General features: G+C 71.1%; 16 protein-coding genes. 9 read left to right on the forward strand and 7 right to left on the reverse strand.

Annotated elements, in window-relative coordinates; translation table 11 throughout:
• Positions 1–161: 161 nt before the first annotated feature.
• The gene (gene rpsO, locus D466_RS0112065) at positions 162–431 is read right to left on the reverse strand and encodes a 30S ribosomal protein S15 (protein ID WP_018913973.1); all 270 of its coding nucleotides are present in this window, start codon (positions 429–431) and stop codon (positions 162–164) included.
• Positions 432–658: 227 nt separating this feature from the next.
• Between rpsO and D466_RS0112070 the strand changes: the two genes are divergently transcribed.
• Positions 659–1,426 (forward strand): metallophosphoesterase, encoded by a 768-nt coding sequence (locus D466_RS0112070; protein ID WP_018913974.1) that lies wholly within the window; start codon positions 659–661, stop codon positions 1,424–1,426.
• Here D466_RS0112070 and tsaD read toward each other — a convergent pair.
• Positions 1,423–2,502: a tRNA (adenosine(37)-N6)-threonylcarbamoyltransferase complex transferase subunit TsaD gene (tsaD, locus tag D466_RS0112075; RefSeq protein WP_018913975.1), complete on the reverse strand. Its 1,080-nt coding sequence runs from the start codon at positions 2,500–2,502 to the stop codon at positions 1,423–1,425. The two genes, D466_RS0112070 and tsaD, sit on opposite strands and share 4 nt — an antisense overlap.
• Before the next feature lie 237 nt (positions 2,503–2,739).
• Between tsaD and rpsU the strand changes: the two genes are divergently transcribed.
• Both rpsU and D466_RS0112085 read left to right on the forward strand, forming a co-directional pair.
• Entirely contained in the window at positions 2,740–2,952 is a 213-nt protein-coding gene (gene rpsU, locus D466_RS0112080; RefSeq protein ID WP_018913976.1) for a 30S ribosomal protein S21, read from the forward strand.
• Positions 2,953–3,058: 106 nt separating this feature from the next.
• On the forward strand, positions 3,059–3,511 hold the full coding sequence (locus tag D466_RS0112085) for a GatB/YqeY domain-containing protein (RefSeq protein WP_018913977.1): 453 nt from the start codon (positions 3,059–3,061) through the stop codon (positions 3,509–3,511).
• A gap of 40 nt (positions 3,512–3,551) precedes the next feature.
• On the opposite strand, the gene folE2 is transcribed toward D466_RS0112085, so the two are convergent.
• From folE2 to D466_RS0112105, 4 genes are all read right to left on the reverse strand, one after another.
• Positions 3,552–4,340 carry a GTP cyclohydrolase FolE2 gene (gene folE2 / locus D466_RS0112090; RefSeq protein WP_018913978.1) on the reverse strand — a complete coding sequence of 263 codons (789 nt, stop codon included), beginning with the start codon at positions 4,338–4,340 and terminating at the stop codon, positions 3,552–3,554.
• Between the two features lie 137 nt (positions 4,341–4,477).
• The gene (gene dxs / locus D466_RS0112095) at positions 4,478–6,391 is read right to left on the reverse strand and encodes a 1-deoxy-D-xylulose-5-phosphate synthase (RefSeq protein WP_018913979.1); all 1,914 of its coding nucleotides are present in this window, start codon (positions 6,389–6,391) and stop codon (positions 4,478–4,480) included.
• On the reverse strand, positions 6,391–7,350 hold the full coding sequence (locus tag D466_RS0112100; RefSeq protein WP_018913980.1) for a polyprenyl synthetase family protein: 960 nt from the start codon (positions 7,348–7,350) through the stop codon (positions 6,391–6,393). Before D466_RS0112100 ends, dxs begins: the two co-directional genes overlap by 1 nt.
• Positions 7,325–7,573, reverse strand: a complete 249-nt coding sequence (locus D466_RS0112105; protein ID WP_018913981.1) for an exodeoxyribonuclease VII small subunit — start codon at positions 7,571–7,573, stop codon at positions 7,325–7,327. Before D466_RS0112105 ends, D466_RS0112100 begins: the two co-directional genes overlap by 26 nt.
• A 186-nt stretch (positions 7,574–7,759) precedes the next feature.
• Here D466_RS0112105 and D466_RS0112110 point away from each other — a divergent pair, with 186 nt between their 5' ends.
• From D466_RS0112110 to D466_RS0112125, 4 genes are all read left to right on the forward strand, one after another.
• Positions 7,760–8,890 (forward strand): aromatic ring-hydroxylating dioxygenase subunit alpha, encoded by a 1,131-nt coding sequence (locus D466_RS0112110; RefSeq protein WP_018913982.1) that lies wholly within the window; start codon positions 7,760–7,762, stop codon positions 8,888–8,890.
• Between the two features lie 22 nt (positions 8,891–8,912).
• Positions 8,913–9,800: a sulfurtransferase gene (locus D466_RS0112115; RefSeq protein ID WP_018913983.1), complete on the forward strand. Its 888-nt coding sequence runs from the start codon at positions 8,913–8,915 to the stop codon at positions 9,798–9,800.
• A gap of 158 nt (positions 9,801–9,958) precedes the next feature.
• Positions 9,959–10,396 carry a universal stress protein gene (locus D466_RS0112120; RefSeq protein WP_018913984.1) on the forward strand — a complete coding sequence of 146 codons (438 nt, stop codon included), beginning with the start codon at positions 9,959–9,961 and terminating at the stop codon, positions 10,394–10,396.
• A gap of 48 nt (positions 10,397–10,444) precedes the next feature.
• Entirely contained in the window at positions 10,445–10,879 is a 435-nt protein-coding gene (locus D466_RS0112125) for a universal stress protein (RefSeq protein ID WP_018913985.1), read from the forward strand.
• A gap of 28 nt (positions 10,880–10,907) precedes the next feature.
• Here the strand turns inward: D466_RS0112125 and polA are convergent, their stop codons facing one another.
• Positions 10,908–13,676, reverse strand: a complete 2,769-nt coding sequence (gene polA / locus D466_RS0112130; RefSeq protein WP_018913986.1) for a DNA polymerase I — start codon at positions 13,674–13,676, stop codon at positions 10,908–10,910.
• A 60-nt stretch (positions 13,677–13,736) separates the two neighbouring features.
• Here polA and D466_RS0112135 point away from each other — a divergent pair, with 60 nt between their 5' ends.
• Entirely contained in the window at positions 13,737–14,108 is a 372-nt protein-coding gene (locus tag D466_RS0112135; RefSeq protein ID WP_038166144.1) for a hypothetical protein, read from the forward strand.
• A 75-nt stretch (positions 14,109–14,183) separates the two neighbouring features.
• A complete protein-coding gene (locus D466_RS0112140; RefSeq protein WP_018913988.1) occupies positions 14,184–15,146 on the forward strand; it encodes a homoserine kinase in 963 nt (320 codons plus the stop codon).
• Positions 15,147–15,154 lie beyond the last annotated feature (8 nt).

Below are 15,154 nucleotides of genomic sequence, written 5' to 3' on the forward strand. Positions count from 1 at the left end.
CTGCCCGGTGCCGCCGCCTTGCGCGCGGCGGCCAGAGCGGCCCAGGAATGACACAGCAGCACCTCCCGGCTCGGGGTACACGGCACGCCACGCGCGCCGCGCACGACAACAGGGCGCCTGGCTCGACTCAGCGAAGCAGGCGCCCCTCGTTTCATGCAGAACTACTTGCGCAGGTTCAGCTTCGCGATCAGCGCGCGATAGCGGTCCGCGTCCTTGCCCTTCAGGTAGTCGAGCAGCTTGCGGCGGCGGCTGACCATGCGCAGCAGACCGCGGCGGCCATGGTGATCCTTGGCGTGGGTCTTGAAGTGCCCGGTCAGTTCGTTGATGCGGGCGGTGAGCAGCGCGACCTGGACTTCGGGGGATCCGGTGTCCTTGGGAGCGCGGGCGTTTTCGGCGACGACCTTGGCCGTCGTGGCTTGATCCAGACTCATGGTGCAGTTTCCTGAGAAGAACTCGCGAACGCAGAAGAAACCATTCCGCGCCGTGAAAAAAAACACAGTTTAGCGCATTTGTAGCGGGCACCCCGTCCGCGTGCCTCCCCAGGCCTTGCGCCTGCGCAAGCAAAGCCCGAAACTGTGTCTTGCCCGCCGACATCGACCCCGACATTCTCACCCGGCCCGCGTCGCCTCGCGCCGCGCCGAGGTGTTCCACGCCGCACATGCGCCTGCAACTGCTTTCCGACCTGCACCTCGAAGCCGAAGCCTTCGACCCCCAACCCGCCCCCGGCGCCGACCTGCTGGTGCTGGCCGGCGACATCGACGCCGGCCACGAGGGCCTGGAGCGCTTCCGCGACTGGCCGGTGCCCGTGCTGTTCGTGGCGGGCAACCACGAGTACGACGAGCGCGACTTCGACGCCGCCACCGCGGCGCTACGCCTGCGCTGCGATCGCGCCGGCATCCGCATGCTCGAACGCGAGAGCGTGGTGCTGGAGGCCGCCGGGCGCAAGGTGCGCTTCGTCGGCACCACCTTGTGGAACGATTTCGACCTGTTCGGCCAGGCCCGGCGCGAGCAGTGCATGCGCGCCGCGCGCTATTTCATCGAGCAGGTGCAGCGCTCGGTGCGCCATGGCAAGCCCATGGACGCCCATGCGCTGCGCCAGGAAGGCCTGCGCAGCCGCGACTGGCTGCGCGAGCAGCTGCGCCTGCCGCGCAGCGACCCGGGCCGTTGGGACGCCACCGTGGTGGTCACGCATTTCGCCCCCAGCCTGCGCAGTACCGACCCGCGCTACCCGGTCAACGGCGCCACGGCCAGTTTCTGCAACGCCTACGACGACATGATCGGCGGCAGCGACCTGTGGCTGCACGGTCACCTGCACTGCCGGCACGACTACCGCGCGGAACATTCCCGCGTGGTGTGCAATGCGCGCGGCCACGCCAGCAAGGGCGAGGCGGAGGACTTCCAGCCCCTGGGGGTGTGGGAAGTCTAGGACGCGCCGTCCGCCGCGCTCAGCTCCGCAAGATCCCAGCGCGGCTGGATGTCGAAGGCGTAGTCGCGGCTGGCGCGCGCCAGCCCGGCCTGCAGGCGCCGGCAGGCCGCGTAGGCGATCATGGGTCCGTTGTCGGTACACCACTGCAGCGGCGGGTAGTGCACGCGGGCTCCCAGCGCGGCGCAGGCCGCGTCGAGCTTTTCACGCAGGCGCAGATTGGCGCCCACGCCCCCGGCTACCACCAGCGTGCGCATGCCGCTGCGCCGCAGCGCGGCGGCCGCCTTGGCCGCCAGCACCTCGGTGATCGCCTCCTGCGTGGCCGCCGCCAGGTCGGCGCGCGCCTGCGCCGGCGCGTCCTCGCCGAGCTGGCGCACGCGCGTCAGCACGGCCGTCTTCAAGCCGGCGAAGGAAAAGTCCAGATCCTCGGAATGCAGCTTCGGGCGCGGCAGATCGAAAGCCCCCGCGTGCCCGCCGGCGGCCAGGCGCGCCAACTCGGGCCCGCCCGGGTACCCCAGGCCGAGCAGCTTGGCCGACTTGTCGAAAGCCTCGCCGGCGGCGTCGTCGACGGTCTCGCCCAGCAGTTCGTAGCAGCCTAGCGCGTTGGCCTGCAGCAGCATGGTGTGCCCGCCGGAGACCAGCAGCGCGACAAAGGGGAAGTCCAGTCCAGGCTGCGCCAGCAGGGGCGACAACAGGTGGCCTTCCAGGTGATGCACGCCCAGCAGCGGCAGACCGGCCGACATGGCCAGCGCGGCGGCCACCCCGGCGCCCACCAGCAACGCGCCGGCCAGGCCGGGACCACGCGTGTAGGCCACGGCGTCCAGGTCGCGCAGTTCCAGGCGCGCCTGGTCCAGCACGTCGTCGAGCAGCGGCAGCACGCGCGCGATGTGGTCGCGCGAGGCCAGCTCCGGCACCACGCCGCCGTAGTCCCGGTGCAACGCGATCTGCGAATGCAGCGCCTGGCCGAGCAGCCCGTCGCGGCTGTCGTACACGGCCAGGCCGGTTTCGTCGCAGGAGGTTTCGATGCCCAGCACGCGCAGGCGCGGCGCTGCGGCGCGGGGGAGAACGGCGTCGGTCAAGGCGGCGGAGGAGGCAATCCCGGGAAAATGTGTCCCCCACCTGGGCACGACGCGGAGGATGGGTTATACTTTAAAGGTTTTTTCGTCGCATTGCACTCACGCACCGGGCCTGAAGAAGCGCATGAAGCGTACGCCTCAGCAGCCTCGATGCCCGGAGCGATCTGCCTGCGACGCAAAGGCCCTTGGCGGCTCCAGCCGTGGCGGGGCGCATTTCCCGAATAAAGGTACCCGTCTGCAATGACAACGATTCGCATTAAAGAGAACGAACCCTTCGACGTCGCGCTGCGCCGTTTCAAGCGCACGATCGAAAAGCTCGGTCTGCTGACCGACCTGCGCGCGCGCCAGTTCTACGAGAAGCCCACCGCCGAGCGCAAGCGCAAGAAGGCCGCCGCGGTCAAGCGTCACTACAAGCGCATCCGCAGCCACATGCTGCCCAAGCGCCTGTACTGAAGAAGCTTCTCCCGGCAGGGCGCGCAGCCGTGCTGGCGCCCTCCGACGCACGACGTGAAACAACCGGCGCGCCGCGAGGCAGCGCCGGTTTCCATTGGTGGATCCCATGTCCCAGCTCAAGACCCGCATCCAGGACGACATGAAGGCCGCGATGCGCGCGAAGGACACTGCGCGCCTGGGCACCGTGCGCATGCTGCTGGCCGCCGTCAAGCAGCGCGAGGTGGACGAGCGCATCGAACTCGACGACGCCGCCGTGCTGGCGGTGATCGAGCGCATGATCAAGCAGCGCCGCGACGCCATCACCCAGTTCGAGGCCGGCGGCCGCGCCGACCTGGCGGCCGCCGAGACCGCGGAAATCGCCGTGCTCGAACCCTACCTGCCGGCCCGCCTGGGCGGCGAGGAACTGGACGCCGAGATCCGCGCCGCGATCGCCGAGCTCGGCCTGGGCGCCCCGCAGGACCTGGGCAAGCTCATGCCCGTGCTCAAGCCCCGGCTGGCCGGCCGCGCCGACATGGCGCAGGTCTCGGCGCGCGCGAAGGCGCTGCTGTCCGGCCAGTGAGCGTGCCGCGGGGCCCCAGGCCCCGCAGGCCCCGCCCGGCTCAGCCCTCGATGCGGGCGTAGGCCGAGTGGTTGTGGATGGATTCGAAGTTCTCCGCCTCCACCACGAAGGACGCGATGCGCGGCTGCGCGCCCACGCGCGCCGCCACGTCGCGCACCAGGTCTTCGACGAACTTGGGATTGTCGTAGGCGCGCTCGGTCACGTATTTCTCGTCCGGGCGCTTGAGCAGACCCCAGATCTCGCAGGACGCCTCTTCCTCGGCGATGCGGATCAGTTCCTCCAGCGCCATCGCCTCGCGCAACTCGGCGCGGATGGTGATGTGCGAGCGCTGGTTGTGCGCACCGTACTCGGAGATCTCCTTCGAGCAGGGGCACAGCGCCTTCACCGGCACCTGCACCACCGCGGTGACCTGCGTGTGCCCGCCGTCGACGCGCACGATCCACTGCGCCTCGTAGTCCATGCGGCTGGCCACCCGGCTGACCGGGGCCTGCTTGCGCATGAACAGCACGAAGCGAAAGGCCAGGCGTCCGGTCTGGGCATCCAGGCGCTGCACCATGGCGCGCGCCATCTCGCCCAGGCTGGCGTGGTCCAGCGGCGTATCCGCCGAGGCCTCCAGCAACTCCACGAAGCGCGACATGTGGGTGCCCTTGCGCTCGGCCGGCAGCGCCACGTCGGCGTCGACCCAGGCCACGGAGTGCTGCACCCCGCCGCCGGCGGTGCGCAGCGTCACCGGGTAGCGCAGATCCTTGATGCCCACCCGCTGGATCGCCAGGCGGCGGTGGTCGAAGGAACTCTGGACGTCGGGGATCGGTTCGTAGGGCTGATTCATGGTCGAGCCGGCAGCCGGCCGCCGGCCTGTGTCGAGGGCCGCTGGAGGCAGCAACGCCCCCGAAGACCCGTGGAAATACTCAGGATTATCGCGGCGCCGCGCCGAAGCTGCACGGCGCGGGCCGAAGCGGCCGCGGCTCAGGAATTCGCCGCTTCGCGGCGCGGCGCGTCGGCCTGCCCCAGCAGCGGGCCGAAACGCTCGCGGATGCTGCGCAGCAGCCCCGCGGCATCCAGGCCGGCCGCCGCCGTCACGTGCGCCGGATCGCCATGTTCCAGCCAGGTGTCGGGCAGCCCCAGGTTGAGCACCGGCAGCTGCCAGCCCAGACGCTGGAGCTCCTCCAGGCAGGCCGAGCCGGCGCCGCCGAGCACCGCCCCCTCCTCCACCGTCACGACGGCATCGTGCGCGGCGGCGATGCGCTGCAGCATGTCCAGGTCCAGCGGCTTGATGAATCGCATGTCCACCACCGTGGCGTCGAGTTCCTCGGCCGCCTTCAGCGCCGTGTGCAGAACCGGGCCGAAGGCCAGCAGCGCCAGCCGGCGCCCGGCCGGCGCGCGCCCCTGGCGACGCAGCTGCGCACGCCCCACCGGCAGGGTCGACAGGTCGGAGCGGTCCACCTCGGCGCCGATGCCGGCGCCGCGCGGGTAGCGCACCGCGCTGGGGCCGTCGAGCGCGAAGGCGGTGCTGAGCATGCGCCTGCACTCCAGCTCGTCGCTGGGAGCCATCAGCACCATGCCGGGCAGGCAGCGCAGCGCCGCGATGTCGTAGGCGCCGGTGTGGGTCGCGCCGTCGGCGCCGACGATGCCCGCGCGGTCGATGGCGAACACCACCGGCAGCTTCTGCAGCGCCACGTCGTGGATGACCTGGTCGTAGGCGCGCTGCAGGAAGGTCGAATAGATGGCCACGACCGGGCGCATGCCCTCGCAGGCCAGCCCGGCGGCGAAGGTCACCGCGTGCTGCTCGGCGATGCCCACGTCGAAATAGCGCTGCGCGAAGCGCGCGGCGTATTCCACCATGCCCGAGCCCTCGCACATCGCCGGGGTCACCGCCATCAGGCGCGAATCCGCCTGCGCCATGTCGCACAGCCAGTGGCCGAACACCTGCGCGAAGGTGGGGCGCGGCGCCTCCGCCGGCGGCTTGATGCCCACGGCGGGATCGAAGCGTCCCGGGCCGTGGTACTTGATGGGATCGGCCTCGGCCAGCTTGTAGCCGTAGCCCTTGCGCGTGACCACGTGCAGCAGCCTGGGGCCGCCGCGCTCGCGCAGGTTCTGCAGCGTGGGCACCAGCGCATGCAGGTCGTGGCCGTCGATGGGGCCGAAGTACTCGACGCCGAATTCCTCGAACAGCGTGCCCGGCGCCACCAGGCCCTTGGCCTGCTCCTCCAGGCGCCGCGCCAGCGCCAGCAGCGGCGGCGGCGCCGCCTTGAGCACCTGCTTGGCGGCATCGCGCGCGCTGGCGTAGAAACGCCCGGACAGCAGCCGCGCCAGGTAGCGGTTGAGCGCGCCCACCGGCGCCGAGATCGACATGTCGTTGTCGTTCAGCACGATCAGCAGGTCGGCCTCGGGGTGGACCCCGGCGTTGTTCAGGGCCTCGAAGGCCATGCCGCCGGTCATCGCGCCGTCGCCGATCACCGCCACCACCTTGCGCCGCTCGCCCTTGGCCCGCGCCGCGAGCGCCTGACCCAGCGCGGCCGAGATCGACGTGGACGAATGCGCGGTGCCGAAGGTGTCGTAGGGCGACTCGTCGCGCCGCGGGAATCCGGAAAGGCCGCCCCACTGGCGCAACGTGCCCATGCGCTCGCGGCGGCCGGTGAGGATCTTGTGGGCGTAGGTCTGGTGGCCCACGTCCCACACCAGGCGGTCGTGCGGCGTGTCGAACACGTAGTGCAGCGCCAGCGTGAGTTCCACCGTGCCCAGGTTGGACGACAGGTGCCCGCCGGTGCGCGCGACGGTCTCCAGCAGGAACTGGCGCAGTTCGCGCGCCAGCGCGGGAAGCTGCTCCGGCGGGAGCCGGCGCAGATCGCGCGGGTCGTCGATGCCGTCCAACAGGTTCATCAATGGCTCCTGGCCACGACGCGCTGCGCCAGCTCGGCCAGGCGCGCCGAGCGCTCCCTCGCCGGCTGCGGCAGCTCGCGCAGCGCCTGCAGCGCCTGCTCCAGCAGGCGCTGCGCATAGTCGCGTGCCGGCTCCACGCCGAGCAGGCCCACGAAGGTGGCCTTGCCCTGCTCGGCGTCCTTGCCGGCGGTCTTGCCCAGCGTGGCCGAATCCATGCTGGCGTCGAGCACGTCGTCGACCACCTGGAAGGCCAGGCCGACGTCGTCCGCGTAGCGCCGCAGCGCGCCCTCGCAGGCGGCCGCCAGCGCCGGCTCGCGCTCGGCGGCGCAGGCCACGCCCATCATCACGCTGGCGCGCAGCAGCGCGCCGGTCTTGCGCGCGTGCATGTCGCGCAGCACCTGCAGGTCGACCCGGCGCCCGGTGGCGCCCAGGTCCAGCGCCTGGCCGCCCGCCATGCCCAGCGCGCCGGCAGCCCCGGCCAGCAGGCCGCACAGGCGCGCCTGCAGCGCAGGCGCCAGCGCCGCATCCGCGGTCAGCACCTCGAAGGCACGGGTCTGCAGCGCATCGCCGGCGAGCAAGGCCATGGCCTCGCCGAAGCGCACGTGCACGGTGGGCTGGCCGCGGCGCAGCACGTCGTTGTCCATGCAGGGAAGGTCGTCGTGCACCAGCGAGTACGCGTGCACCAGCTCGGTGGCGCAGGCGGCCGCGTCCAGCGCGGCCTCGTCGGCGCCCAGGCATTCGCCGGCGGCCCACACCAGCAGCGGGCGCATGCGCTTGCCGCCCAGCGCCGCCGCGTAATGCATGGCCTCGCCCAGCGGAGAACCGGGCGTGAGCCAGGCGCCGGTGTGGCGCTCGACCAGCGCGCGTGCCCGTTCGGCGCGCCGCGCCGCCCACGCCTCGAAATCCGCTCCGGCATCCGGCGGCGAGGCGGCTTCAATCGTCTTCGCGTGCGCGCTCATCGGCAAAGGGCTTGAGTTCGCCACCCTCGAGAATCTGCACCTGCTGCTCCACCGCCTGCAGCTGTTCGCGGCAGTAGCGCAGCAACTGCGAGCCGCGGGCGTAGGCCTTGAGCGTGTCGTCCAGGCTCATCTGCCCGGATTCCAGCTGCTGCACGAGCTGCTCGAGCTCGGCGCAGGCCTGTTCGTAGCTGGCCGGCTGCTGCTTGCGCGTGGTTGCGTTCATCGAGGAAGTTCCGGCGCGCCGGCACGTCCCCGCGGGCGTTCCGCGGCGCGGCCGGCGGCAGCTGGGGAAAGCGTTGATTTTATCCCCATGGAAGGAAGCGGGTCGGCCCGCCCCCTGGAAATCCCGGGCGGTCTACAATCCCCCCTCCCGCAGCCGTTTGATTTTCCAGGAGATTTCGATCCCATCATGTCGGATTTGAGCCTGCCCAGCGTACATCTGGCCCCGAGCAAGACCCAGCTTTCCGTGGTGTCTTACTTCGACCCCGATCTGTATGCCATGGAGAAGCAGCTCATCTTCGATGCCGGCCCCCGCTATCTCGGGCACGAACTGTCCATGCCCGAGGTGGGCGACTACTACGCGCTGCCCCAGGAGGGAGAAGGCCGCGCCCTGGTGCGCTCGGCCTCCGGCGTGGAGCTGGTGTCCAACGTGTGCCGTCACCGGCAGGCGGTGATGCTCCGCGGCCGCGGCAAGACGGGCCGCAACATCGTCTGTCCGCTGCACCGCTGGACCTACGACCTGCAGGGCCGCCTGATCGGCGCCCCGCACTTCGACCACGACCCCTGCCTGCACCTGCAGCGCTTCGAGGCGCCGCAGTCGTGGAACGGGCTGCTGTTCGAGCGCAACGGCTTCGACGTGGGCCAGGCGCTGGCCGGCATGGTCAACGCGCCGCAGCTCGATTTCAGCGGCTACGTGCTCGACCACGTCGAGCACCACCAGTGCGAGTACAACTGGAAGACCTTCATCGAGGTGTACCTCGAGGACTACCACGTCGTGCCCTTCCACCCCGGCCTGGGCCAGTTCGTCAGCTGCGACGACCTGCGCTGGCAGTTCGGCACCCACTTCAGCGTGCAGACCGTGGGCGTGAACAACGCCCTCAAGCGCGCCGGCAGCAAGGTCTACGCCCGCTGGCACGACGAGTTGCTCAAGTTCCGCCAGGGGGTGCCGCCCGAGCATGGCGCGATCTGGCTCACGCTGTACCCGAACCTGATGGTCGAGTGGTACCCGCATGTGCTGGTGGTCTCGGCGCTGTACCCGCAGGGCCCGCAACGCACCGTCAACGTGGTCGAGTTCTACTACCCCGAGGAAATCGCCGCCTTCGAGCGCGAGTTCATCGAGGCCGAACGCGCCGCGTACATGGAAACCTGCGTGGAGGACGACGAAATCGCGCTGCGCATGGACGCCGGACGGCTGGCCCTGCTGCAACGCGGCGACGACGAGTTCGGCCCCTACCAGTCGCCCATGGAAGACGGCATGCGCCACTTCCACCAGTGGTGGCGCGGGCGCATGGGCCTTCCCGAGTCCGAGCCGCTGGTCTGAAGCCTCCGCCCCCTGCCCCGCCATGAACGCTGCCAGCCCTGCCTTCCCCAGCCCGCTGATCCGCGCGGAGCAACTGCGCCAGTGCCTGCCGGAGGCCTTCGTGGTCGATTGCAGCCACGACCTGGCCGCGCCCGAGGCCGGCGCGGCGGCCTTCGCGCAAGGCCACGTGCCGGGCGCCGTGCACATGCATCTCGACCGCGAGCTGTCCGGCCCGGTGGAGCCGGGAAGCGGGCGCCACCCGCTGCCCGCGCGCGAGGCGCTGGCGGCGCGCCTGGCCGCACTCGGCCTGCGGCGCGGCCAGCCGGTGGTGGCCTACGACCGCAATTTCTCGCCCTACGCCGCGCGCCTGTGGTGGCTGCTGCGCTGGCTCGGCCACGCGCAGGTGGCGGTGCTCGACGGGGGCTGGCAGGCCTGGCTGGCCGACGGCGGCGCGAGCGAATCCGGCCCGGCCGTCTCCCGCCCGCCCGGGGACTTTACCGGCGCCGCGCCGGCGGCGATGCCCAGCATCGGAGTCGACGAACTGCTCGCCCAGGTCCTGGCCCGGGACGCGCGGGCACCCTCCCTGCTGGTGGTGGACGCACGCTCGCCCGAACGCTACGCCGGCGAAGGCGAGACCCTGGACCCGGTGGGCGGGCACATTCCCGGCGCCGTGTGCCGCTTTTTCCGTGACAACCTGCAGCCCGACGGCCGGTTCCTGCCCGCCGGGGAATTGCGCGAGCAATGGAGCCGGGTGCTCGCGGGCAGCGATCCGGGCCGGGTGGTCAGCCAGTGCGGCTCGGGCGTGACGGCCTGCCACAACCTGCTGGCGATGGAACTGGCGGGGCTCGGCGGCGCGCACCTGTACCCGGGTTCGTGGAGCCAGTGGTGCTCCGATCCGCGGCGCCCCGTCGCGCGCGGCGCGACGCCCTGAAGTCCTGGACTCCTGAAGCCTTGAAGCTCTGAAGCGCCCGTGGGCGCGCCCGCTTGTCAACGGCGTGGCCGAGGTTGCCTCAGATCAAGGCCCGCCCCGCGCGGCGCAGGCAGCATAATGGTCAGGCGCCCAGTCGGGCGCAAGAGCCAGGAGCCATCATGTACAAGAAGATCCTCGTCCCGCTGGACGGCTCGGCCACCGCGGCCAAGGCCATCGGCCCCGCCGTCGAATTCGCGCGCCAGTGCGGCAACCTGCCGCTGGTGGGCGCCACCGTCACCGACCCCTACCCCTACGCCGGCCTGGCCGACGCGGTGCCCATCACCGCCGACGAATACCGCGCGAGCACGCTGCGCGCGGCCGACGCCGCGCTGCAACCGCTGGTGGACGCCTGCAAGGCCGCCGGGTTGGCCTGCGAATGCGTGGTCTCCGAGGATCCGCACCCCTGGAAGGCCCTGCTCGACGCCGCGGAGTCCCGCGGCTGCGACCTGGTGGTCATGGCCTCGCACGGGCGCCGCGGCATGCAGGCCGTGCTGCTGGGCAGCGAAACCCAGAAGCTGCTGACCCATTCGCGCCTGCCGGTGCTGGTGGTGCGCTGATCCCCGGCCGGCCCGGGCCTTGACGCCTCGCAAACGGAGAGACGAACCATGTTCAAGCACATCCTGATTCCCACCGACGGCTCCGACATCGCCCAGCGGGCGATTCCGGTGGCCATCGAGCAGGCCAAGCTGCAGGGCGCGCGCATCACCGCCGTGTCGGTGATCGACCTGTACCCCTACATCGGCGCCATCGAGGTCATGCCCACCGGCATCGAGGGCTGGCAGGAGGCCATCCGGGCCCAGGCCGAGGCGGCCGTGCAGGCCGTGGCCGACGCGGCCCGCGCGGCCGGCGTCGAATGCAACACCGCGGTGCAGGAAGACACCCTGGCCTGGCGCGGCGCGCTGAGCGTGGCCGAGCGCGAGAAGGCCGACCTGATCGTCATGTCCTCCCACGGCCGCGGGGGCATCAGCTCCGCGCTGCTGGGCAGCCAGACCGCCCGCGTGCTCTCCCACAGCAAGATCCCCGTCCTCGTGGTGAGGTGAGGGCAAGCCGCCTGAAGGCGGCTTGCCCTCAATGCGCGGCCTCCCAGTTGGGGCCGGTGCCGAGTTCGGCGACCAGCGGCACGCTGAGCTGGGCCACGCCGGCCATCAGCGCCGGCACCTGCTCGCGCACCCAGTCGAGTTCCTCGTCGGGCACCTCGAGCACCAGTTCGTCGTGCACCTGCATGACCATGCGCGCGCGCAGGCCCTCGCGCAGCAGCGCCTGCTCGACGTCGATCATGGCCATCTTGATCAGGTCCGCCGCGGTGCCCTGCATCGGCGCGTTGATCGCCGCGCGCTGGGCGGCCGCGCGGCGCGGGCCGTTGGGCGAATTGATCTCGGGCAACCACAGCCGCCGCCCGAACACCGTGCTCACGTAGCCCTGGCTGGTCGCCTGCTCGCGCGTGCGTTCCATGTACACCGCCACGCCCGGGTAGCGCGCGAAATAGCGCCCGATGTAGACCTGCGCGGCGTCGCGCTCCAGGCCCAGGTTGCGCGCCAGCCCGAAGGCGCTCATGCCGTAGATCAAACCGAAGTTGATCACCTTGGCCATGCGCCGCTGGTCGCTGCTCACCTCCGCCGGGAGCACGCCGAAGATCTCCGCGGCGGTGGCGCGGTGGATGTCCTCGCCGGCGGCGAAGGCACGCAGCAAGCCCTCGTCCTGCGACAGATGGGCCATGATGCGCAACTCGATCTGCGAGTAGTCGCTGGAGGCGATGCGCCAGCCCGGCGGGGCCACGAAGGCCTCGCGGATGCGCCGACCCTCGGCGGTGCGCACCGGGATGTTCTGCAGGTTGGGATCGTTGGAGGCCAGGCGCCCGGTCACCGCCACCGCCTGCGCGTAGTTGGTGTGCACGCGCCCGGTGCCGGAGTCCACCATCAGCGGCAGCTTCTCGGTGTAGGTGCTGCGCAGCTTGGACAGCCCGCGGTGGTCGAGGATCACACGCGGAAGCGGATAGTCCTCGGCGAGTTTTTCCAGCACCTCCTCGTCGGTGGAGGCGGCGCCGCCGCTGGTCTTTTTCTGCACCGGCAGTTGCAGGCGCCCGAACAGCACCTCGCCGATCTGGCGCGGGCTGCCCAGGTTGAAGGGTCCGCCGGCCAGTTCGTAGGCGCGCTGCTCCAGCTCCACCATGCGGGCGCCGATCTGCCCGCTTTGCGCGCGCAGCGCGGCCGCGTCGATGAGCACGCCCACGCGCTCCATGCGTTGCAGCACCTCGCTGACCCGCAGTTCCAGCGCGTAGATGCGCGCCAGGCCCTCGTCGGCCTCGATCCGCGGCCACAGGCGCTGGTGCACCTGCAGGCACAGGTCCGAATCCTCGCCGCTGTAGCGCGTGGCCGTTTCCAGGTCCACCTGGTCGAAGCCGATGGCCTTCGCGCCCTTGCCGCACACCTGCTCGTAGCTCAGCGTGTCGCTGCGCCCGAGATGGCGCGAGATCAGGCTGTCCAGCGCATGCGGCTTGTGCGCCTCCAGCACGTAGCTCTGCAACAGCGTGTCGTGCACGTAGCCCTGCACGACGATGCCGGCGTTCTGAAGCACATGGCGGTCGTACTTGCTGTTCTGCCCCAGCTTCGGGCGCGCCGGGTCCACCAGCCAGGGGCGCAGCAGCTCCAGCACCTGCGAGACCGGCAACTGCTGAGGACAAGCCGGGTAGGCGTGGGCCAGCGGGATGTAGGCGGCCTGCCCCGGCCTCACCGCCAGCGAAATCCCTACCAGGCGCGCATGCATGGGGTCCAGGGAATCGGTCTCGGTGTCCAGGGCGGTCAGCTCGGCCTGCCCGATCAGCCCGATCCAGTGCTGCAGGCGCTCCAGCGTGAGCACGGTCTCGTATTCGCCGGGCGGCAGCGGCTGCGGGGGCGGATCCGCCTCGCCCGGCGCCTCCAGCCCCGCGGTGGGCGCGGCGCCCGCGGCCTGCGCGGGCAGTTCATGCAGGAAGCGCTTGAGCCCATAACGCCCGAACAACGGCGCCAGCGCCTGCTGGTCCTCGGGGGCCGCGTGCAGATCGCGGTCGAGGTCGCCGGCGTGGCCGTCCAGGTCGCAGTCGGCGCGCACCGTGATGAGGTCGCGCGCGCGCGGCAGCCACTCCACGGTGTCGCGCAGGTTCTGGCCCACCGCGCCGCCGATGTCGGCCGCGTGTTCGACGATTCCCTGCAGGCTGCCGTACTGCTGCAGCCATTTCACCGCCGTCTTGGGTCCGACCTTGGGCACCCCCGGCACGTTGTCGGCGGTGTCTCCGATCAGGCACAGATAGTCCACGATGCGCTGCGGCGGCACGCCGAACTTGGCCAGCACGCCGGCTTCGTCCAGGGTTTCGTTGGTCATGGTGTTGACCAGCGTGACGTGGGCGTCCACCAGTTGCGCCAGGTCCTTGTCTCCGGTGGACACCAGGGTGCGCATGCCACGGGCGCTGGCGCGCGCGGCCAGCGTGGCAATCACGTCGTCGGCCTCCACGCCGGGCACCACCAGCAGCGGCCAGCCCATCAGGCGCACGACCTCGCGGATGGGCTCCACCTGCGCGGCCAGATCCTCCGGCATGGGCGGGCGGTGCGCCTTGTACTGGTCGTACAGGGCGTTGCGGAAGGTGGGGCCCTTGGCGTCGAACACGCAGGCCGCGTGCACGTAGCCCTTGTCGGGAGGGTACTGCTGGCGCAGCCGGCGCAGCATCGAGGTGATGCCGTACAGCGCGCCCGTGGGTTCTCCGTTGGGGCCCCGCAGGTCGGGCATCGCGTGGTAGGCGCGGTACAGGTAGCTGGAGCCGTCGACCAGCAACAGCATGCGCTCGGCTTCGAGATCTTGGGTCATGGCCGGATTATCGGTCCCAGCCCGACGGCGCAGGCAGGCAGGGCGGCTAAAATGCAGAGCATGAGAACCTTTCCGCAAGCTCCCTTGCGCTGCCTGCGTGTTGCCTGCGCGCTGGGCGCCGGCACCCTGCTGGCCGCGCTGCCGCTAAGCTGCCTGGCCGCCGGGGCCGCGCCGGCCGTGCCGCAGGCCCCGCGCCTGGCGGCCTCGCAGCCGGCGTCGCGCTACCCGGAACCCCTGGTGCGCCACCTGGTCACGCAGGACCGCGCGGTGCGCATCGAGGAAGAGCAGGTACGCGGAGCCACCACCAGGATCGAGGTCAAGCCGCTGCACGGCGGCGCTCCCTACAGCATCGTGCCGCCGAAGGCCGACCAGCCGCAGGGCCCCGGCAGCATGCAGGGGCGCATGCAATGGCACATCGGCACCTTCAAGTAGGGCCGCAACCGCGGCCCTATTGCCACTGCACCCGCCACCCCGCCTGCAACCCCGAACCTCGCGCCCGCGACGCCGATGGCCGTATTCACCCCTGTTGACCCTGCCGAGGTCCAAGCCTTCCTGCGCGAATTCGACCTCGGTGAACTGACCGAACTGGAAGGCATCGGCAGCGGCATCGAGAACACCAACTACTTCGTCGGCACCACCCGCGGGCGCTACGTGCTGACCCTGTTCGAGCGCCTGGGTGCCGAGCAACTTCCCTTCTACCTGGCGCTGATGCACCACCTGGCCGCGCACGGCATCGCGGTGCCCGACCCGATGCCAGGGCGCGACGGCCAGGCGCTGCGGCGCCTGAAGGACAAACCCGCGGCGTTGGTCACGCGCCTGCGCGGCCGCAGCGTGCTGCGCCCGCGGCCCCTGCATTGCGCGCAGATCGGCGAATGCATGGCGCGCATGCACCTGGCCACGCGCGATTTCGCGCCCCGGCAGCCCAACCTGCGCGGGCTGGACTGGCAGCGCGGCATCGCCCCGCGGCTGGCGCCGCGGATCGAGCCGGCCCAGCGCCTGCTGCTGGAGACGGAACTCGCCCACCAGTCGCTGCTGGCGGCCAGCCCCGAACATGCGTCGCTGCCGCGCGGCGCCGTGCACGCGGACCTGTTCCGCGACAACGCGCTGTTCGACCAGGACCAGCTCAGTGGCGTGTTCGACTGGTACTTCGCCGGCGTCGACACCTGGGTGTTCGACCTCGCCGTGGCGCTCAACGACTGGTGCATCGAGCTCGACACCGGGGTGTTCGACGCCGAGCGGCGCGCCGCGCTGCTCGACGCTTACCAGCGCGTGCGCCCGCTGCAGCCGCTGGAACGCGAGTTGCTGCCCGACGCGCTGCGCGCGGCGGCGCTGCGCTTCTGGGTCTCCCGCCTGGGAGACCTGCACCTGCCGCGCGACGCCCAATTGCTGCAACCCCACGACCCCACCCACTTCGAACGCGTACTGCGCCAGCGCCAGCTCGAGACCCGGCTGCGCGAGGGCCTGGACTGAACGGCCTC

The sequence above is a fragment of the Thiomonas sp. FB-6 genome, from assembly GCF_000377645.1.
GTDB lineage: Bacteria > Pseudomonadota > Gammaproteobacteria > Burkholderiales > Burkholderiaceae_C > Thiomonas_A.

Excerpts from the sequence above, each read along its gene's own strand:
- D466_RS0112110 (WP_018913982.1), top strand. The coding sequence starts at position 7,760 with ATGTCGGATTTGAGCCTGCCCAGCGTACATCTGGCCCCGAGCAAGACC.
- rpsU (WP_018913976.1), top strand. The coding sequence starts at position 2,740 with ATGACAACGATTCGCATTAAAGAGAACGAACCCTTCGACGTCGCGCTG.
- D466_RS0112085 (WP_018913977.1), top strand. The coding sequence starts at position 3,059 with ATGTCCCAGCTCAAGACCCGCATCCAGGACGACATGAAGGCCGCGATG.
- D466_RS0112140 (WP_018913988.1), top strand. The coding sequence starts at position 14,184 with ATGGCCGTATTCACCCCTGTTGACCCTGCCGAGGTCCAAGCCTTCCTG.
- D466_RS0112070 (WP_018913974.1), top strand. The coding sequence starts at position 659 with ATGCGCCTGCAACTGCTTTCCGACCTGCACCTCGAAGCCGAAGCCTTC.
- D466_RS0112125 (WP_018913985.1), top strand. The coding sequence starts at position 10,445 with ATGTTCAAGCACATCCTGATTCCCACCGACGGCTCCGACATCGCCCAG.
- D466_RS0112100 (WP_018913980.1), bottom strand. The coding sequence starts at position 7,350 with ATGAGCGCGCACGCGAAGACGATTGAAGCCGCCTCGCCGCCGGATGCC.
- D466_RS0112135 (WP_038166144.1), top strand. The coding sequence starts at position 13,737 with ATGAGAACCTTTCCGCAAGCTCCCTTGCGCTGCCTGCGTGTTGCCTGC.
- D466_RS0112120 (WP_018913984.1), top strand. The coding sequence starts at position 9,959 with ATGTACAAGAAGATCCTCGTCCCGCTGGACGGCTCGGCCACCGCGGCC.
- D466_RS0112105 (WP_018913981.1), bottom strand. The coding sequence starts at position 7,573 with ATGAACGCAACCACGCGCAAGCAGCAGCCGGCCAGCTACGAACAGGCC.
- dxs (WP_018913979.1), bottom strand. The coding sequence starts at position 6,391 with ATGAACCTGTTGGACGGCATCGACGACCCGCGCGATCTGCGCCGGCTC.
- folE2 (WP_018913978.1), bottom strand. The coding sequence starts at position 4,340 with ATGAATCAGCCCTACGAACCGATCCCCGACGTCCAGAGTTCCTTCGAC.
- D466_RS0112115 (WP_018913983.1), top strand. The coding sequence starts at position 8,913 with ATGAACGCTGCCAGCCCTGCCTTCCCCAGCCCGCTGATCCGCGCGGAG.
- polA (WP_018913986.1), bottom strand. The coding sequence starts at position 13,676 with ATGACCCAAGATCTCGAAGCCGAGCGCATGCTGTTGCTGGTCGACGGC.
- rpsO (WP_018913973.1), bottom strand. The coding sequence starts at position 431 with ATGAGTCTGGATCAAGCCACGACGGCCAAGGTCGTCGCCGAAAACGCC.